General features: G+C 68.0%; 18 protein-coding genes. 11 read left to right on the top strand and 7 right to left on the bottom strand.

The annotated features are described in order from the left end of the window. Positions 1 to 211: 211 nt before the first annotated feature. On the top strand, positions 212 to 2848 hold the full coding sequence (gene hrpB / locus AC5RVD_RS01720) for an ATP-dependent helicase HrpB (RefSeq protein ID WP_494126048.1): 2637 nt from the start codon (positions 212 to 214) through the stop codon (positions 2846 to 2848). A 92-nt stretch (positions 2849 to 2940) separates the two neighbouring features. Here the strand turns inward: hrpB and AC5RVD_RS01715 are convergent, their stop codons facing one another. Further along, entirely contained in the window at positions 2941 to 4083 is a 1143-nt protein-coding gene (locus AC5RVD_RS01715) for an acyl-CoA dehydrogenase family protein (RefSeq protein WP_494113236.1), read from the bottom strand. A 344-nt stretch (positions 4084 to 4427) separates the two neighbouring features. Here AC5RVD_RS01715 and AC5RVD_RS01710 point away from each other — a divergent pair, with 344 nt between their 5' ends. The 3 genes from AC5RVD_RS01710 to AC5RVD_RS01700 are packed head-to-tail and all read left to right on the top strand — an operon-like array spanning position 4428 to position 7436. Next, on the top strand, positions 4428 to 5531 hold the full coding sequence (locus AC5RVD_RS01710) for a LolA family protein (RefSeq protein WP_494125750.1): 1104 nt from the start codon (positions 4428 to 4430) through the stop codon (positions 5529 to 5531). After that, complete coding sequence (locus tag AC5RVD_RS01705; RefSeq protein ID WP_494121241.1) at positions 5528 to 6493, top strand: ABC transporter ATP-binding protein; 966 nt, start codon at positions 5528 to 5530, stop codon at positions 6491 to 6493. The genes AC5RVD_RS01710 and AC5RVD_RS01705 overlap by 4 nt, the downstream gene beginning before the upstream one ends. Before the next feature lie 46 nt (positions 6494 to 6539). Continuing rightward, complete coding sequence (locus AC5RVD_RS01700) at positions 6540 to 7436, top strand: ABC transporter permease (RefSeq protein WP_494126047.1); 897 nt, start codon at positions 6540 to 6542, stop codon at positions 7434 to 7436. Between the two features lie 56 nt (positions 7437 to 7492). Here the strand turns inward: AC5RVD_RS01700 and AC5RVD_RS01695 are convergent, their stop codons facing one another. The 3 genes from AC5RVD_RS01695 to AC5RVD_RS01685 form a co-directional block, all read right to left on the bottom strand. Next, complete coding sequence (locus AC5RVD_RS01695; RefSeq protein WP_494113225.1) at positions 7493 to 7894, bottom strand: VOC family protein; 402 nt, start codon at positions 7892 to 7894, stop codon at positions 7493 to 7495. A 184-nt stretch (positions 7895 to 8078) separates the two neighbouring features. Then, the gene (locus AC5RVD_RS01690; RefSeq protein ID WP_494113224.1) at positions 8079 to 8534 is read right to left on the bottom strand and encodes an SRPBCC family protein; all 456 of its coding nucleotides are present in this window, start codon (positions 8532 to 8534) and stop codon (positions 8079 to 8081) included. Continuing rightward, positions 8527 to 8871, bottom strand: coding sequence for an ArsR/SmtB family transcription factor (locus tag AC5RVD_RS01685; RefSeq protein WP_494125749.1), 345 nt, complete (start codon positions 8869 to 8871; stop codon positions 8527 to 8529). Before AC5RVD_RS01685 ends, AC5RVD_RS01690 begins: the two co-directional genes overlap by 8 nt. A 267-nt stretch (positions 8872 to 9138) precedes the next feature. Here AC5RVD_RS01685 and AC5RVD_RS01680 point away from each other — a divergent pair, with 267 nt between their 5' ends. From AC5RVD_RS01680 to AC5RVD_RS01660, 5 genes are all read left to right on the top strand, one after another. Then, positions 9139 to 10038 carry a LysR substrate-binding domain-containing protein gene (locus tag AC5RVD_RS01680; RefSeq protein ID WP_494113222.1) on the top strand — a complete coding sequence of 300 codons (900 nt, stop codon included), beginning with the start codon at positions 9139 to 9141 and terminating at the stop codon, positions 10036 to 10038. Continuing rightward, complete coding sequence (locus AC5RVD_RS01675; RefSeq protein WP_494125748.1) at positions 10028 to 11128, top strand: enolase C-terminal domain-like protein; 1101 nt, start codon at positions 10028 to 10030, stop codon at positions 11126 to 11128. The genes AC5RVD_RS01680 and AC5RVD_RS01675 overlap by 11 nt, the downstream gene beginning before the upstream one ends. Positions 11129 to 11184: 56 nt before the next feature. Further along, on the top strand, positions 11185 to 11463 hold the full coding sequence (gene catC / locus AC5RVD_RS01670) for a muconolactone Delta-isomerase (protein WP_494113220.1): 279 nt from the start codon (positions 11185 to 11187) through the stop codon (positions 11461 to 11463). A 176-nt stretch (positions 11464 to 11639) separates the two neighbouring features. Next, positions 11640 to 12491: a catechol 1,2-dioxygenase gene (catA, locus tag AC5RVD_RS01665; protein WP_494125747.1), complete on the top strand. Its 852-nt coding sequence runs from the start codon at positions 11640 to 11642 to the stop codon at positions 12489 to 12491. 29 nt (positions 12492 to 12520) lie between these two features. Continuing rightward, the gene (locus AC5RVD_RS01660) at positions 12521 to 13060 is read left to right on the top strand and encodes a flavin reductase family protein (RefSeq protein ID WP_494113218.1); all 540 of its coding nucleotides are present in this window, start codon (positions 12521 to 12523) and stop codon (positions 13058 to 13060) included. A 70-nt stretch (positions 13061 to 13130) separates the two neighbouring features. Here the strand turns inward: AC5RVD_RS01660 and AC5RVD_RS01655 are convergent, their stop codons facing one another. Then, positions 13131 to 13607, bottom strand: a complete 477-nt coding sequence (locus tag AC5RVD_RS01655; RefSeq protein WP_494125746.1) for an SRPBCC family protein — start codon at positions 13605 to 13607, stop codon at positions 13131 to 13133. A 178-nt stretch (positions 13608 to 13785) separates the two neighbouring features. Between AC5RVD_RS01655 and AC5RVD_RS01650 the strand changes: the two genes are divergently transcribed. Continuing rightward, positions 13786 to 14832, top strand: a complete 1047-nt coding sequence (locus tag AC5RVD_RS01650; RefSeq protein ID WP_494113217.1) for an NAD(P)-dependent alcohol dehydrogenase — start codon at positions 13786 to 13788, stop codon at positions 14830 to 14832. A 35-nt stretch (positions 14833 to 14867) separates the two neighbouring features. After that, complete coding sequence (locus AC5RVD_RS01645) at positions 14868 to 15893, top strand: LLM class flavin-dependent oxidoreductase (protein WP_494125745.1); 1026 nt, start codon at positions 14868 to 14870, stop codon at positions 15891 to 15893. 52 nt (positions 15894 to 15945) lie between these two features. On the opposite strand, the gene AC5RVD_RS01640 is transcribed toward AC5RVD_RS01645, so the two are convergent. Together AC5RVD_RS01640 and AC5RVD_RS01635 are read right to left on the bottom strand one after the other, a co-directional pair. Next, a complete protein-coding gene (locus tag AC5RVD_RS01640) occupies positions 15946 to 17010 on the bottom strand; it encodes an ATP-dependent DNA ligase (protein ID WP_494125744.1) in 1065 nt (354 codons plus the stop codon). 181 nt (positions 17011 to 17191) lie between these two features. Then, positions 17192 to 18313 carry a fatty acid desaturase family protein gene (locus tag AC5RVD_RS01635; RefSeq protein ID WP_494125743.1) on the bottom strand — a complete coding sequence of 374 codons (1122 nt, stop codon included), beginning with the start codon at positions 18311 to 18313 and terminating at the stop codon, positions 17192 to 17194. Positions 18314 to 18564 lie beyond the last annotated feature (251 nt).

Raw genomic sequence — 18564 nt, 5'->3', positions numbered from 1 at the left:
CACTCCACCTCCAACGTGGCACAGTTCCCCGACGCTGCCAAGGGAGATGCGGCGCCTGTGGAAATGGGAACAACGACGGCGGAGCAGCCGCCTGCCGTCGGCGAACCTTCGCGATGCCGGAGGACGCAACAGGCACCGGCACAATGGAAGGGTGAGCCAGTCAGCCCCGCAGGAACCCGCGCACCGCCACGTCCTTTTCGACCTGGCCGCGATGGGTGCGGGCCTGGTCTTCGCCGATTCCCTGGACGACCTGGCCGCTGCCCTGACGGGCGGCCCGGTTGGGGCGGCCGGCGGGCCGGCAACCACCGGCACCCGGGCCGGCACCGCCGTCGTGCAGGCTCCGCCGGGCACGGGCAAGACGACCCTGGTCCCGCCGCTGGTGGCCAACCTGGTGGCCGGCAGCGCACCGGACCGCCGGCCGCGCATCGTGGTCACCCAGCCCCGCCGGGTCGCGGCCCGTTCAGCCGCCAGGCGCCTGGCAGCGCTGGATGGCTGCCAGCTTGGCGGCCGCGTCGGCCATACGGTGCGCGGGGAACGCCGGACGGGTCCGCAGACCCTGATCGAATTCGTCACGCCGGGAATCCTGCTGGGCAGGCTGCTGACCGATCCCGGCCTGGACGGGACGGACGCGGTGATCCTGGACGAAGTGCATGAGCGCGGCCTGGAGACCGACCTGCTGGTCGGCATGCTCGGCGAGGTGCGCCAGCTGCGCGGGGATCTTACGTTGGTGGCGATGTCGGCCACCCTGGACGCGCCGCGCTTTGCCGCCTTGATCGGCGGGGACGACGGCGCCGGGCCGGCCCCGGTGGTCGACTGCCCTTCGGCGCTGCATCCCTTGGAGGTGCGGTGGGCTCCTGCCTCCGTGCCACGGCTGGACGGGCGGGGAGTTGCCCGCGGTTTTTTGGACCACGTTGCCTCCACCGCGGCGGCCGCACATGCCGCGGCGCTCGCGGACGACCCCTCGGTGGACGCCCTGGTCTTCGTGCCGGGAGCCTGGGAAGTGCAGCAGGTGGCCGCGCTGATCCGGGACAGGGTCCGCGGCGGCACCGGCGGTGGCGGCACCGGCACCGAGGTGCTGGAACTTCACGGCCAGGCCGACACGGCCACACAGGACCGCGCCGTTTCCGGCCGGGAGCCCGGCGGGGCGCCGCGCATCATCGTCTCCACCTCGCTGGCCGAGTCCTCGCTTACCGTGCCGGGCGTGCGGTTGGTCGTCGACTCCGGGCTGTCGCGCGAACCCCGCCGGGACGCGGCCCGCGGCATGTCCGGGCTGGTGACGGTGTCAGCCTCCCGCGCTTCCGCCGACCAGCGCGCCGGCCGCGCCGCCCGCCAGGGCCCGGGCACCGTGGTGCGCTGCTACGAGCCGAAAACCCTTGGCGCCGCGCCCGCCCATCCCACCCCGGAGATCGCGGTCGCCGACCTCACCAGTGCCGCCCTGGTCCTGGCCTGCTGGGGTGCCCCGGGCGGCGAGGGGCTGCAGCTTCCGGACGCGCCGCCGGCGTCGGCCATGGCGGACGCCGTGCGCACTTTGCATGAGCTCGGGGCTGTTGACGACGGCGGCCGCGCCACCGATCTGGGGCGTGTTCTCTCCCGGGTCCCGGCCGACCCCCGGCTGGGCCGGGCGCTGCTGGACGGCGCGGCGGTAGTGGGTGAGCAGGTTGCCGCCGAAGTAGTCGCCATGGTCTCCGGCGAGGAGCGGGCGCCCGGGGCCGACCTCACGGTGCTGCAGTCCCGGCTGCGTTCGGCAGGCCGCAGCGACCCGGCCGCCCGGCGCTGGCGGGAGGAGGCGCGGCGGCTGGAGGGCATCGTACGGCAGGAGGGCACCGCCGTCGTCCCTTCCACCGGCGATGTGGGCGGGTCGGAGCATCCGGGCTTCGTGGTGGCGCTGGCCTTCCCTGAACGGGTCGCTCGCCGCGTGCCCGGTCCCGGGCAAACCTACCTGCTGGCGTCCGGCACCCGGGCCGGGCTGCCGTCCTGCAGTCCCCTGGCCGGGCAGGAGTGGCTGGCTGTGGCCGAGGTGTCCCGGGCGCAGGGCCGCGACGCGGCAGGCACCGGAGCGGTGATCCGAGCCGCCGCACCGTTGGCGGGGGACACGGCGGCAACGGCGGCCCAGCACCTGATGACCGACCGGGTGGAGGCGCGCTTCGAGTCGGGCAAACTTGCGGCCCGCCGGGAACGCAGGCTTGGCGCCATCGTGCTCTCCTCGGCCCCGGTCCGGCCGTCGCGGTATGAGGGCCGGGAGGCGGTAGCGCGGGCCCTGGAAGACGGCGGGCTGGGCATTCTTGGCTGGTCGGAGGCAGCCCAGGGGCTGCGCCGCCGGCTGGCCTTGCTGCACCGCGAACTGGGCGCGCCCTGGCCGGACGTCGCCGACGCAGCCTTGCTGGGACGGCTGGCCGATTGGCTGGCGCCGGAACTGGAGGCACTGGCCGGCGGGAAGCCGGCCGCCGCAGTGGACCTGGCCGAGCCGCTGCGCCGGCTGTTGCCCTGGCCGGAAGCGGCCAGGTTCGATGAGCTCGTGCCGGAGCGGCTGGAGGTTCCCAGCGGCTCACGGGTGCGGATTGACTACCCGGAACGAGACGGGGGAGAGCGCCCGGTGGTGGCGGTCAAACTGCAGGAGTGCTTCGGCTGGGCGGACACGCCCCGACTGGTGGGCGGGCGCGTCCCCGTGCTGTTCCACCTGCTCTCGCCCGCGGGCAGGCCGCTGGCGGTGACCGATGACCTGGCGTCTTTCTGGTCCGGTCCCTACGCGCAGGTCCGCGCCGAGATGCGCGGCCGCTACCCGAAGCACCCGTGGCCGGAGGATCCGTGGACCGCGCCGGCCACCGCGCGGACCAAGCACCGGAGGTAACGTCCGGACCGTGCCGCCCCGGCCGTTAGGCACCGTCCGGCGCGTGCCGCGGCCGGGCGGACGGGTCAGCGGGTCTCGTCCGCCCCGTCCAGTCAGCGGATGAAGTGGCGGGAGATGAGCAGCCGCTGGATCTGGTTGGTCCCCTCGAAGATTTGCATGACCTTGGCCTCGCGCATGTACCGCTCGGCCGGGAAGTCCCGGGTGTAGCCGGCCCCGCCCAGCACCTGTACGGCGTTGGTCGTCACGCTCATCGCGTTGTCGGTGGCCACCAGCTTGGCGATCGAGGCCTCCCGGCCGTAGGGGAGGCCGGCGTCCTTCAGCCGGGCCGCCGCCAGGTACATGGCGCGCGCGGTTTCCACCTCCACCGCCATGTCGGCGATCAGGAAGGCCAGCCCCTCGTGCTCGATCAACCGCTTGCCGAAGGCCTCGCGCTCGTTGGCGTAGGAGGCGGCCAGGTCCAGCGCGGCCTGGCCCAGCCCGGCAGCCACCGCCGCAATGCCCAGCCTGCCAGAGTCCAGCGCCGCGAAGGCGATCGCCAGGCCCTGGCCTTCCTCGCCGATCAGGCGGTTGGCCGGAACGTACACGTCGTCGAAGTTCATCGTCGCCGTGGTGGAGGCGGTCAGCCCCATTTTGTGCTCCGGCGGGGCCGCACTCAGGCCTTCGGTGTTGGCCGGAACCAGGAAGCAGGAAACACCGTGCCGCGGATCGTCGGACGTCCTGGCCATGACCGTGTAGAAATCGGCTTCGCCGGCGTGCGTGGTCCAGGCCTTCGCACCGCGGATCAGATAGCCGTCGCCCTTCCGGATGGCGCGGGTACGCATCGCCGCCGGGTCGGAGCCCGCGTGCGATTCGGAGAGGCAGTAGGCCCCCAAGGTGTCGCCCGAAAGCATGTCCGGCAGCCATGTTTTGCGCTGCGCATCGCTGCCGAAATGCACCAGAGGGAAGCAGGAGAGGGCATGGACGCTGACGCCCACCGCCACGCTGCCCCATGCGGCGCCGAGTTCCTCCAGGACCTGCAGGTAGACCTCGGCCGGCTGGCCGCCGCCGCCAAACTCCTCCGGGTACGGCAGGCTGAGCAGCCCGGTTTCCCCCAGCATCCGGAAGACCTCGCGCGGGAACCGCTCGGCGGCCTCGGCCTCGGCCGCCTGCGGCAGCAGCTCGCGGTCCGCGATGTCGCGGACCAGCTCGATCAGGTCCTGTGCTTCCTCCGTCGGCAACAACCGTTGCACAACCATCGCCACTCACTCCTCCGGCTACCGGCCTGGGTGCGGACCGGCGCCTGGATTGCCGCAGCCAGGCCGGGTTCGCCGGGACGCTGCGGTGCGTCCATGTCATTGCGTGAGTCAACTACAACACGGCAACAGGGGCCTGACAAGCATGATCCCCGGCGAGTGTGCGGGCGGGTCTCCAGCGGGTGTCCGGGCCGGTCGGACGGCGCTGCCAGGCAGCAGGAGCAGCCGCTGGACATCGGCGACGGTCGGGATCCTCCAGGGCAGTGTGCTTTGACGGGTGACCGCGGGAGGCGGGAAGCGTAGGCTGGGAAGCGAGTCCTGCAGCAGCAGAAAAAAGGTGATGTGCCATGGACCGGACGTGGAAGCGCTGGCTGCCCGCCGCCGTCGTACCCGCGGTGATTGCCGGCGGAGTGCTCACCGGTTCCCTGCAGGCCAACGCCGCAACCGATTTGCCGGACAAGACCCCGCAGCAGCTGCTGGAACTGGTGGCGGACAGCGACGTCCGCGCACTCTCCGGCACGCTGGAACAGGACTCCGCGCTGGGGCTTCCGGAACTTCCCGAGGACCTGCCCGCCGACGAAGGCGGCGACGTGGCCGCGGCGCTGGAGCTGCTGACCGGTTCCCGCACCGCCCGCGTCTACCTGGACGGGCCGGATCAGGCCCGCCTGCAGCTCTTCGACCGCTTTGCGGAGCGCGACGTGATCCGCAATGGCACCGAGGCCTGGGTCTACAGTTCCAAGGAGAACGAGGCGATCCACCTGACGTTGCCCGCCTGCGCGGACGCCGGTGAGAAACGCGACGGCGGTGCACACCACCCGGGTGGCGCCTACACCCCCGAACAACTCGCCGATCACCTGCTGGCCAAGATCGGCCCGGAAACGAAGGTGTCCGTCGGCGCCGATACCGAGGTCGCCGGCCGCAGCGCCTATCAGCTGCTGGTGGAGCCGAACAGCACTGCCACGCTGGTGGGATCCGTGACCGTCGCCGTCGACGCCGAGACCGGCCTGCCGCTCAGCCTCCGGGTCAACGCGCGGGGACAGCAGGATCCGGCGTTCCAGTTGGGCTTCAGCAAGCTAAGCCTCGAGGCCCCGGACCAGGGCCTGTTCGAGTTCACCCCGCCGGCCGGTGCCAGCGTAACCGAAAAAGCCGTGCCGCGGCACGGAAAACAGCCACCGTCCGGCCGCCATGGCCAGCACGACGACGGCGCTGCCGCGCTGAGCGATGACGTCACCCTGCACGGCTCCGGTTGGGAGACCGTGGCGGAAGCCCCCGCAGGGGCCTTGCCGGAGGGCTGGGAGGACTCGCCGTTGCTCGCCCAAGCCACCGAAGCGGTGGACGGCGGCCGGCTGATCTCTACCGCCCTGGTCAACGTGTACCTGACCGACGATGGCCGCGTTCTGGCCGGGTCCGTCCCGTTCGAGTCGTTGCAGGCAGCCGCGGAGGCCCGGTGAGCGGCAGCGGCAACCCTGCCGCGCTGGTCATCGAGACCTCCGGACTGACCAAACGCTTCGGCCGGCAAACCGCCGTCGACTCCCTTGACCTGGCCGTCCCGCACGGTTCCGTCTTCGGCTTCCTGGGACCCAACGGCTCGGGGAAAACCACCACCATCCGGGTCATGCTCGGGCTGGCCGCAGCCACCAGCGGGAGCGTCCGGATCTTCGGCCAGGACATGCCCGGCTCTTTGCGGGACGTGCTTCCGCGGGTCGGAGCCCTGATCGAAGGCCCGGCGTTCTACCCCTTCCTGTCCGGCGCCGCGAACCTGCACCGGCTGGACACCGCGGACCGCCATGCACCGTCAAACACCCGGCGGGAGAGGATCGGCAGGGCGCTGGAGCGTGTCGGCCTGACCCACGCCGCGGACAAGAAGGTGCGCGCCTACTCGCTGGGCATGAAGCAGCGGCTGGGCATCGCCAACGCCCTGATGATGCCGCGCCAGCTCCTGGTGCTGGACGAGCCCACCAACGGGCTCGACCCGCAGGGCACCCGCGAAGTCCGCAGCCTGGTCCGTTCGCTGGCGGGGGAGGGCACCACGGTTTTCGTCTCGAGCCACTTGCTCTCCGAGGTGGAGCAGATCTGCACGCATGCGGCCGTCATGCGCGCCGGCAAGCTGGTTGCGCAGGGGGCCCTGGATGAAGTGCGCAGGGCGGGCCTCACCCACGTGAGCGTCCAGACCCCGGACGTCGTGGCGGCGCGCGGCGTGCTGCGCCGGTTGGGCCTGGAACCCGAGGTCCCGAGCGCCGCACTCGACGGACACGTGAACGCCCCGATGAACCAGGGCGGACTGCTGCCCGAGCACATCGCCGCCGCCCTCGTGGCGGACGGCGTGCGGATCCGCGGGTTCTCCGTGGAGGCAAGCAGCCTCGAGGACCGGTACGTGGAGCTGACGGGGGAGGGCTTCGACGTTGTCCAGTGAGCAGCAGCCCGGCACGGGCGGCCACCGCCGGGTGGGGCCCGAGATTGTGGAAGTCGAGGACCCCGCCGAGGAAAGCCCCGGCGCTTCGGCGGCACCTCCGGCCGAGGGACGCGAAGGCGGTAAGTCCGCCGGTTGGGCCCTTTTCGGTTCCGAGCTCAGCGTGCTCTTCCGCCGCGGTCGGACGTGGGCCATGCTGCTGGCCCTGGCCGCTGTCCCGACGCTCATCGCGGTGGTGGTCCGGTTCGCTGCGGACGAGGACGGGCCAGGCGGCGGGCCGCCGTTCCTCAACCGGATCACGGAGAACGGGCTGTTCGTGGCGCTGACCGGGCTGGTGGTGTCCATCCCGTTGTTCCTGCCGCTGACAGTCAGCGTCGTTTCCGGGGACACGATCGCCGGGGAGGCGGGCCACGGCACCCTGCGCTACCTGCTCAGCGCGCCGGCCGGCCGGCTGCGGCTGCTGGCCGTCAAGTACGGTGCGGCGGTAGCCTTCTGTGCTGCGGCGGCGCTTGCCATCGCGGTCACGGGTGCGCTGATTGGCGGCCTGCTCTTTGGCATCGGGCCGGTGACTCTGCTGTCCGGCGACACGATCGGCGTCGGCGAGTCCTTCGCTCGGCTGCTGCTGGTGGCGGCCTATGTAGCCTTGTCGCTGGCCGGGCTGGCGGCCATCGGGCTCTTCATTTCCACCCTCACCGAGGTCCCCGTCGGCGCCATGGCGGCGACCGCCGTGATCGCCGTCGTCGCCCAGATTGTCGGCGCCCTGCCGCAGCTGGAATGGCTGCACCCGTGGCTGTTCACCCACCACTGGCTCAGCTTCGCCGACTTGCTGCGCCAGCCCATCTCCTGGGACGCCTTCGGCGCCAACGCCCTCCTGCAGGGCGGCTACATCGCCGTGTCCTGCGCCCTCGCCTACGGCCGTTTCAGCACCAAGGACGTGCTGTCCTAGAGTCGGTCGCGGCCGGAGTCGGACGATAGCTGTCCTCGCCGCTGGTTCGGGTTTGGTTACGACATCCCGGCTTGTTCGTCGGGCTGATGGATGCCGATGGTGTTGTTTTCCGTGTCCAGGTAATAGCCCTGCCACGCCATTCCCGGCAACGCGTACTTCGGCAGGGCCGTTTGGCCGCCCGCATCCAGGATCTTCCGTTCGGTCGCGTCGTAGTCATCCACCTCCATGGTGACCACCCAGGCGTTCGTGCCTTGGCCGGTGCCCGGGGTCGGGGCGGGGCGCTGCATGAGGCCCCCGTTGATGCCGGGCTGGTCCTCCGGGCCGGTCACGACGCCGTAGTAGGGAGTGCCGGTGACCTGTGAATAGTCCTCGAACGTCCAGCCGAACACGGTTGCGTAGAAGTTTTTCGCTCGTTCCAGGTCTTCTGCCTGGATCTCAAAGTGCACGGGGCGGGCCATGGCGGACTCCTTCGCTGGGACGCGGAAGCTGATGGTGTCCAATCATGCTGTCCTGCGGGGGAGTGTCAATAGCGGCGACGCGTTAGGAGCGCTGGCTGGTTCGGCCGCGGGCCCGTACGTGCGGCGAACGGCGGGGAGCGGCCCGACAAGCCGCGCCCCGCCGCCGTTATGGGGAAACTCGCTGCTAGCGGAGCTGCTCCGCGAGAATGTCGAAGGCTTCGCTCCAGCCATCGTGGACGTTGTTGTCGCCGGCGAAACCTTCGATGCCGCGCAGGTGGAAGGTCATCTCGGTGCGGCCGCCCTCCAGTTCGGCCAGCTCCACCGTGATCACCGGCGAGTCTTCGCGGCGGTCGCCGGGTGAGGCCCAGGTGAAGACCAGCCGCTCCGGTTCGACAACTTCGAGGTACTCGCCGGCGGTGGGGTACTCGCTGGCGTCCGGCGCGATCATCTTGTACTCGTAGGTGCCGCCGACGCGGGCGTCGATCCTGACGAACTCGCGCGGGCTGTCCACTTCGCGCGGGTGCCACCAGCGGGCGGCTTCGTCCGGATCGGTCCACGCGCGCCAGATGGTTTCGCGCGGGGCGTCGAAGATGCGGGTGATGGTGAATTGCTTGTCCTGAGTCGTGGTTTGCTCAGTCATTTCCGGCTTCTTCCTTGAGTTGGCGGAGCCGCTCGTCCAATAGGTCAAAGCGCTCGTTCCAGAGACCTCTGTGGTGGTCGATCCAGGCCGAAACGTCGTCCAGGGGCTCGGTGCGCAAAGTACAGGTGCGCCACTGTGCGGTGGCTGTGCGCTCGATCAGCCCGGCATTCTGCAACACCCGCAGGTGCTGCGAAATAGCGGGCCGGCTGATCCGGAACGGCTCTGCCAGTTCGCCGACCGTCGCGGAACCCTGCCGCAGCCGGGACAGGATGGCCCGGCGGGTAGGGTCGGCCAGTGCGGCGAAGACCAGGCTCAGCTCGTCCGCGGCCCCTGCCATGTAAGCAACTCCTTATGTAAGTAGTTCCTTAAACATACGCCGATGGGACGAGGTGTCAAGGGTCCCCGGTAGCGTTCTGCGAGCCGGCACGCGGATGCTTGCCGGCGTGGCCCGTAGCAGGGATGGCAGCGGCAGCGTCGACCCAATTGATACACGGGAAGTCTCAATAGGTTGAAATCAAGTATTTCCTCTCACTAATGACGGCGCCTAAAGTGGGTGCGAGCGCACGCCGCAATGGCTGCGTCCGGACACGGACAGGAGGCCAGTGTGGAGACGCGCCAGCTGCGCTACTTCGTGGCCGTTGCTGAAGAACGCCACTTCGGCCGCGCGGCGCAGCGCCTGCACATGGCCCAGCCGCCGCTTTCGCACCAGATCAGGCAGCTCGAAGAGCAACTCGGCACGCAACTGCTGGTCCGCACCACGCGCAAGGTGGAGCTGACGCCCGCGGGCGAGTTACTGCTGGACCGCGCCCGCGGCCTGCTGGCGGAGATTGAGCAGTTGGGCGAGGATGTGAAGCTGGTGGGGCAAGGCGCCAGCGGCGTGCTGCGCGTTGGCGTCGTCGGCTCCGCCACCTACCGCCTGATGCCGCGCATTGTAGATGCGGCCGGACGCCGGCTGCCGGGGCTGAAGCTCCACGTGCTGGGTGAGATGCTTACGCCGCAACTGGAAGAGGCGCTGGAAGAAAACCGGATCGACGTGGCAGTGCTGAGGCCGCCGGTCCGCTCCGGCGACCTCGAGCTCAAGTTCCTGGAGCAGGACGAACTGGTCGTCGCGCTTCCCGAAGACCACCCGCTGGCTTCCCAAAGCTTCTTGGACCTGTCCGACCTTGCCGCTGAGAAGTTTGTTTCCTATCCACGTAATTCTGCAGTGTGCGGCATTTTCATGGATGCTTGCCGCCACGTCGGCTTTCGGCCGCGCATCGTGCAGGAGGCACGCGAGACCTCCACCCTGCTCGCATTCGTGGCCGCCGGCATGGGGCTGGCGCTGGTGCCGATGACGCGCCGTGTCTTTGCGCTGCAGGGGACCGTGCTGCGGCCGCTGCGCGATGCCCCCGCGGTCGATCTCGCCCTCGCCTGGCGCAAGGGGAACACGTCGCAGCTGATCAACAATTTCCTCGACCTATTCGATACATCCACTGCCCCGGAAGGAACCGCCCGTGAAGATTGAGCGGATTGAAGCCATTCCCTACGCGATCCCCTACACGCACCCGCTTAAGTTTGCCAGCGGCGAAGTGGCCACGGCGGACCACGTCCTGCTGCGGGTCCATGCGGACAACGGGCTGGTCGGGATCGCGGACGCGCCCCCGCGCCCCTATACGTATGGTGAAACGCAGACGTCCATTGTCTCCATCGTGGAACAGGTCTTCAGCCCACAAGTGACGGGCCTGGACGTGCTTGACCGCGGCAAGATCCATGCGGTGCTGAACCGCACGATCCACAACCAGGTGGCCAAGGGAGCCTTGGACATTGCGCTGTGGGACCTCATGGGCAAGGCACTGTCCACGCCTGTGCACAAGCTGCTCGGCGGTTACACCGACCACATGCGTGTCAGCCACATGCTCGGCTTCAGGCCGGCACGGGAGCTGCTGGATGAGGCACTCCGGTTTGGCGAGGAGTACGGCGTCACCACGTTCAAGCTGAAAGTGGGGCGGCGGCCGCTCGCCTTGGATGTGGAAGCCTGTCATGTGCTGCGGGAAGGCTTGGGGGACGACGTTGAGATCTACCTAGACGCCAACCGTGGCTGGACCGCGAATGAAGCGCTGGAGGTCCTGCGCCGGACCGACGGCCTCGGGTTGACCTTGCTGGAGGAACCATGCGACGCCAAAGAAACCATGAGCCGACGCCGCCTGGTGGAAAAGTCCCCCATCCCGGTCGTGGGCGACGAGTCGGTTCCGACGGCGGGTGACGTCTCGAGGGAGTTGCTTTCGGGAGGCTGCAACGCCATTTGCATCAAGACTGCCCGCAGCGGCTTCACCGAGGCACAGCAGATCTTGGGCCTCTGCACCGGACTGGGTGTCGACGTGACGATGGGAAACCAGATTGATACCCAGATTGGCTCCTTGGCAACGGTGACCTTCGGTGCTGCCCACGAGGCGACCAGCCGGCGTGCCGGAGAGCTGTCCAATTTCCTCGACATGTCCGACGACCTGCTGGCAGAGCCGATCCGCATCAAAGACGGAACCATCACCGTCCGTGACATGCCGGGCGTCGGCGCGGAGATCGACGAGGAGAAGCTCAACAGGTACCGCCTGTCCTAGCCGCAGCCCGGCCGTCCGGCCCGCCGGATATGACCCACGAATAGAGGAGAAATCACATGCTGTTCCTGGCCCGCATGGAAGTCGAGTTTCCGGCACATCTGGAACCGGAAGAAATATCCCGGCTCCAAGGACTGGAAAAAGAGTACTCGCAAGCACTGCAGCGGGATGGCCGGTTCGCGGGCATCTGGCGCGTGGTGGGCGAGTACGCCAACTATTCGTTGTTTGACGTCGCCTCAAACGACGAACTGCACGAAATCCTCAGCGGCTTTCCGATGTATCCGTACATGAAGATCAAGGTCACCCCGCTGGCGAAGCACCCGAACTCAATCAAATGAATGCGACGCCATTGAGACCTCTGCCCTCTCAATAGGGGCCATTTAGGTATTTCCCTCGGGGTTGTACCGGCCTCTAGATTGGGAGGCACATCACCTCCGCCTGAATGGTTCCGCCACTTCAACCACTGGCTTCGGGCAGTAGGCCCAGCCGACCGTACATCGCACAAAGGAGCGCCATGTCCACCGAAACCAATGCCACCGCGGCTGCCTCCGGCAACGCCGCCACCGACCGTTTTCGCCAGTCCGGCAAGACCGCCGCTGTCGAGGCATCCCAGGAGCGGGTTGACCTGCTCGCCAGCAAGCTGGTCAAGGCCGTCAATGACATCGTGCTAGAAGAGCACGTGACCTACGACGAGTACAACGCCTTCAAGGCGTGGCTGATCAAGGTGGGCGAAGACGGCGAATGGCCGCTCTTCCTCGACGTCTGGGTCGAACACTCCGTCGAGGAGGTCGCCACCAGCCACCGCAAAGGCAACAAGGGCTCCATTGAAGGTCCGTATTACATCCCCAATTCCCCGGAGCAGAAGTCGCCGGCCAAGATTTCCATGCGTCCGGACGAGAAGGGCACCCCGCTGCTCTTCCAGGGCCAGGTCCGCTCCACCGACGGTTCTCCGCTGCCGAACGCCAAAATCGAGCTGTGGCACGCGGACGAGGAAGGCTTCTACTCGCAGTTCGCACCGGGTATTCCGGAGTGGAACCTGCGCGGCACCTTCATTGCCGACGAGCAGGGCAACTTCCACATCGACACCATGCAGCCGGCGCCCTACCAGATCCCGACCGACGGGGCTTGCGGCCAGCTGATCGCCGCGGCGGGGTGGCACGCATGGCGCCCGGCCCACCTGCACTTGAAGGTCTCGGCCCCGGGTTATGAACTGCTCACCGCCCAGCTGTACTTCCCGGGCGACCCGCACAATGAGGACGATATTGCCACGGCGACCAAGCCGGAGTTGATGCTCGACATCCAGCCAACCGCAGACGGCCAAAGCGTGCAGACCACGTACGACTTCGTTCTGGACCCCGAGTCCTAGCCCGGCCGGCTGACGGTCAGGAGGATGGCGTGTCGCCGCACTCTTCCCTGTCCGGTCCGGACGCCGGGGTGGTAACGGACCTGTTCGCCCGGCTGGGCGCTGCGAGATCGGTGGTCACCGCCGTCGACCGCGAGGGGATACCCTGCGGGATCGGGGCCAGCGCTGCTGGACCCGTCTCTCAGGATCCTCCGTTGCTTCAAGTGACCCTGTGGCGCAGTCCCGGCGCCAGAAGACTGGCGGACGAAGCCAAGTTCGCGGTCAATGTACTCCCCACCGTGCCGGCCGACGCGTCGCACGACTTTGCCGGGGGAGCCGCTCTCACTACCGGCTGGCGCTACGCCGACGGCGTTCCCGTCCTGAGCGGAAACGCAGCCACGATTGTGTGCTCGCCATGGAACATATACGACGGCGGCGACCACGTCATCCTGGTCGGGGAAGTGCTGAAATGCCTTCCCGGCGCCGCCGGCCCGCTGTCGGCTGAAGGAGCCCGGGGAACGGGCATCAAGCAGGAGGCCGGAACGCCGCCGTGGTCTTGGGGGCGGGCCGGTTTCTTCAACCTGGAGCCGTGAGGCTATGACGACGGCGGTGGGCCGGCTCCAAGAGCTGGCCCACCGCCGTCGTGATTGTGGTTTTGGGGGTTTAGAGCTGCGTGCCGATGGGGCCGCTGTCATTCACTTCTCCGCGCCAGGCGCCGGTCTCGGTGCCGCGGGTTTCGATGAACTCCTTGAACTTGCGCATGTCCGACTTCACTTGCTTGTCGTCGATATTCAGGGCGGCGCCGACCTTCTCGGTGAAGGTTTCGGGATCCCACTCGAAGCGCACCGAGACCTTGGTGCTGTCGGCACCCAGCGGGCTGAACGTGACGACGCCGGCGTGGGACTTGCCGTCGACGCTGCGCCAGGCGATGCGCTCGTCCGGCTGCTGCTCCACGATCTCGGTGTCGAACTCGCGCTCCACGCCGCCGACCTTGGTCCTCCAATGGTTGGTGGTGTCGGTCAGCTGGGTCACGGACTCAACGCCGGACATGAAGTTCGGAAAGGATTCGAACTGCGTCCACTGGTCGTACGCTGTGCGGACCGGAACGGCTACATCAATGGTTTCTTCCACGGTTTGCATCAGTTGCCTCCTTTGGAATCGGGCCAGGGCCGCTGTTGCGCCCCTCGAGGTGGCCTCGTTGCCTACGCTACACACGCTGGTGAAAGGTGACAACTTGATAGACAGCTTGCTGACCATTTTCGGCAGTGCGTAGGGTGGCGTGTGTAGCTATCGCAGAGTCAACCGGCAGGAGTGAATCATGCGCGCTGTAGTGTTCGAGGACTTCAAGACTTTCCCCACCATCAAGGATGTGGAGCGGCCAAAGCCCCGGGCCGGGGAGGTGCTGCTGAAGGTCGCCGGCGCCGGAGCGTGCCACTCCGATGTGGCGATCTACAACGACTTCGAGGCCGGCGGGCCGGGAGCGGTGCCGCCGCCGTTCACGCTCGGCCATGAAAACTCCGGGTGGGTCGAGGAGCTCGGGGAGGGCGTGGAAGGCTTCAACGCCGGCGACGCCTACCTGGTGTACGGGCCGATCGGCTGCGGGCACTGCAAGGCGTGTTCGCGCGGCCAGGACACGTACTGCGAAAACGCGGCCAAGATGCCCTACCTCGGCGTGGGACTGGGGCGCGACGGCGGGATGGCCGAGTACGTCAGCGTGCCGGCGCGGAACCTCGTGCCGCTGGGCGACGCCGATCCGGTGGCAGCGGCGCCGCTGGCCGATGCTGCGCTGACTCCGTACCACGCCATCAAGCAGTCGCTGCCGCACCTGGCCGGTGGCGGCAAGTACGCGTTGGTCATCGGGCTGGGCGGCTTGGGCCAGATCGCCGTGCAGATCCTCAAGGCGCTGACCGGCGCCACCGTCATCGCCACCGACATGAAGGAAGAGGCGATGCGCAAGGCCGAAGAGGCCGGCGCCGTGACCGTTCCCGGCGGCGAGGGACAGGCTGAGCGGATCCGTGAAATCACCGGCGGTCGCGGCGTCGATGCCGCGTTCGACTTCGTGGGCGTGGGCCCGACCGTTAAGACTGCCCACGCTTCCATGGCCCGGCTGTCCAGGCTGACGGTGGTGGGGATCGCCGGCGGCACGTTGGAGTGGAGCTTCTTCACCAACCCGTACGAGTCCGTCATCACGAACACCTACTGGGGCACCATCGAGGACCTGCATGAGGTGGTGGACATGTACAAGGCCGGGCAGATCGTTCCGGAGATCGAGCGCTACAGCATGGACGATGCGCTGGAGGCCTACCGCAAGCTGCAGGCCGGCGAACTCAGCGGCCGCGCCGTGGTGGTCCCGCACGGGAGCTAGGGAATTGAAGTACCGGCGGCGGGGTTGTGGCGGATATGAAGCGAATCGGTTTCCTGTCCTTCGGCCACTGGAGCCCCGCCGTCGGCTCGCCGGTTCCCACCGCCGGCGAAGGGCTGCTGCAGAGCATCGACCTTGCCGTTGCGGCTGAGGAGGTTGGAGTGGACGGCGCGTATTTCCGCGTGCACCACTTCGCGCGGCAGCAGTCCTCGCCGTTTCCGCTGCTGGCTGCGATCGCCGCACGGACCAGCCGGATCGAGATCGGCACCGGCGTTATCGACATGCGCTATGAAAATCCGCTCTACATGGCGGAAGAGGCCGCGGCCACGGACCTGATCAGCGGCGGCCGGCTGCAGTTGGGCATCAGCCGCGGGTCGCCCGAGCCGGCGCTGAACGGTGCGGCAGCCTTCGGGTACCGGCCGGCCGAGGGCGAGACCGAGGCGGACATGGCCCGGCGCCACACCGCGGTGTTCCGTCGGGCCATCACGGGTGCGGGCATGGTTCCCGCCGACCCGAACCACCTCCAGGGCAGGCATGCCGGCATGCTTCCGGTGGAGCCCACCTCTCCCGGGCTGCCGGAGCGCATCTGGTGGGGTGCCGGGTCCCGAGCCACTGCGGTGTGGACCGCCGAGCAGGGCATGAACCTGATGAGCTCCACCCTGCTGATCGAGGACACCGGCGTTTCCTTCGACCAACTGCAGGCCGAGCAGATCCACCTGTTCCACGAGGCGTGGCAGAAGGCCGGCCACGCCCATGCTCCGCGGGTGTCGGTCAGCCGAAGCGTGATGCCAATTGTCGACGACGAAGACCGCCGCTACTTCGGGCTGCGCGGCCAGGCCGACCAGCACGACCAGGTCGGCATGCTGGACGGCACCCGCTCGCGGTTCGGCAAGAGCTACATCGGGGAGCCGGACAAGATAGGCGCAGACCTGGCCAAGGACCAAGCCGTGCAGGCGGCAGATACGGTGCTGTTGACGGTGCCGAACTATCTGGGCGTTGCGTACAACACCAAGCTGTTGGACAACATCGTCCGGCACGTGGCACCGGCCGCCGGCTGGCGCTGAGACCCGGGCGACGTCATCCGGGCCGGCTGGCGCTGGGACCCGGCCCCACGCGCTACAGCAGCACGTCGTTCAGGTCGTAGGAGACCGGCTCGTCCAGTTGCCCGTAGGTGCACGACTCCGGGTCGCGGTCCGGTCGCCAGCGGACGAACTGCGCGGTGTGCCGGAAGCGCTCGCCCTCCATGTGGTCGTACTTGACCTCCAGCACCCTCTCCGGCCGCAGCGGCACGAAGGACAGGTCCTTGCCGCCGCTCCAGCGGCTGCCCTCTGTCGTCAGGGGTGTGCGCTTGCCGGCCTCGTGCTGCTCACGGTTCCAGGGATGGCCGTCCGAATCGGCAATCAGCGGCTGCAGCTCCTCGAACAGCTCCTGGCGGCGTTTCATGCTGAACGCCCCCGCCACCCCCACGTGCACCAGGGTTCCTCCGTCGTTGTACAGGCCCAGCAGCAGCGAGCCCACCAGGCCGGGCCCGCTCTTGTGCACCCGGTAGCCCGCGACCACGCAGTCGGCGGTGCGCTCGTGCTTGATCTTGAACATGCTCCGCTTGTCCGGCTGGTACTTTCCGTCCAGCGGCTTGGCCACCACACCGTCCAGCCCGGCGCCCTCGAACTCCCCGAACCACTTCTCGGCCACCGCCGGGTCGGTGGTGGCCCGGGTCAGGTGGATGGGATTGACGACGGCGGAGAGCGCCTTCTCCAGCGCGGCCCGCCTTTCCTCGAAGGGACGGGAGGTCAGATCGTCGTCGCCGAGGGCCAGCAGGTCGAAGGCCACGAACCGGGCCGGTGTCTCCGCCGCGAGGAGCTTGACCCGGCTGGCCGCCGGATGGATGCGCTGCTGCAGCATCTCGAAGTCCAGCCGGTCCCCGCCTTCGCCCACCAGGATGATTTCGCCGTCCACCACGCAACGCTCCGGCAACTGCTCGCGGAACGCGTCCACCAGTTCGGGGAAGTAACGCGTCATGGGCTTCTCGTTTCGGCTGCCGATCTCAACTTCGTCGCCGTCGCGGAAGATGATCGAACGGAAGCCGTCCCACTTCGGCTCGTACGTCATTCCGCCGTCGGGGATCTTGGCCACGCTTTTGGCCAGCATGGGGGGAACGGGCGGCATTACGGGCAGGTCCATGCGCCCATTCTCGGTGCTGTCCCAGCCAGTGTCCATGACCCCGCGGACACGGAGGACGCGGAAACGGGAAGGAAACCCTGCCGGCATGCGGAACTCGGCTGGTTCACCCGCCTGCAGGCCGCTGGCCGGCGATGGGTGTGCTGACGGCTGGAGACCCGGCGGGAGACGTGCCTGTGGAGCTTTAAACCCGGCGGTAGATGTCCGCCACCGGACACTGGAAGGGATCGGAAGCGGCTATGCCTACCGCGCCCAGATAGCGGACTATGGCCGCATAGGATGCCAGCAGGCTGGTCTCCGTGTACGGGATCGAGTGCTCGCGGCAGTATTCGCGAACCATCGGCGCCGCCTTGCTCAAGCAGGGACGGGGCATGTCGGGGAATAGGTGGTGTTCGACCTGACGGTTCAGGCCGCCCATCAGCAGGTCCATGATCCAGCCGCCGCGGATGTTGCGGGAGGACGTCACCTGGCGGGTGACGAAGTCCGGCCGGCTGGATTTGGAATAGATCGGCATGCCCTTGTGGTTCGGCGCAAACGACGCGCCCATGTAGAAGCCGAACACCGCCATCTGCACGCCGATGAACGCGAACGCCTGCCCCAAGGGGAGCAACCAGAAGACAACCGTGAGCAGCACCGCGGCGCGGGCCACGAGGATGCCCAACTCCAGCCAGCGGTGCTCCACCTTGCCCTGCCGGATCAGGTACTTGAAGGAATCCGCATAGAGGCTAAAGCCCAGGAACGGCAGCAGCGGGAACAACAGGTAGCCCTGCAGCCGCGTGACACGGACCATGGCGCCGCGGCGGCCGGCAGCAGCATCCGGATGGAAGGCGATAGACCCCGTCCTGATGTCCGGGTCCTTGTCCACGGTGTTGGGAAATCCATGGTGCTTGGTGTGTTTGCGCATCCACATGGCGTAGCTAATGCCCACCAGGCAGGTGCCAACTAGGCGGGCAGCCCACTCGTTGACCCGCTTTGTCTTGAAAACCTGCCAATGGGCCGCTTCATGGGCAATAAAGGCGAACTGTGTGAACAGTATTCCCATGCCGGCCGCGATCAGAAGCTGGAACCAGCTGTTCCCGAGCAACGAGAATCCCGTCCAGGCCGCGGCCAGCAGCAACGTGAGCACTGCGAAGAGGGTGATGTAGTAGCCCCTGCGGCGGGTCAGCAGGCCGGCGGACTTCATGCGGGCCATGAGTGCCAGGTACCCGGCCGCGATACTGTTGGGCGCGCGGGACGGGCGAGCTGGTTCGCGAGCGAAATTGGGCTGGGGAGCCGTATTGGTCTGGGGCTTGGGCTGAAAGTCCATGACATGCCTTGCGTCCGGCGGGTTGATAACGTCGGTGCAGCCGGCCGTAAAGCTTCAGCACCAGTCTTGTGAACTTACCGCCGCTGCGCCAGGATGTCACCGCTGAGTGCCGTCCGGGCCGCCATCCGGGGCCAAAGTTTTTTATTGCTTCGCCGCAAGCGACCGCTGCCGCGCTTCTCGGGGCGTTGTCGCAAGCGTCGGTGGACTTTAGACGATCACAAATCAGCGGGCCCCTTCCCACGCGTGGGAAG

The organism is Arthrobacter sp. THG-b23 (assembly GCF_059091265.1).
Note: the sequence above shows the minus strand (reverse complement) of the source record. Positions and strands in the feature narration are given on the sequence as shown.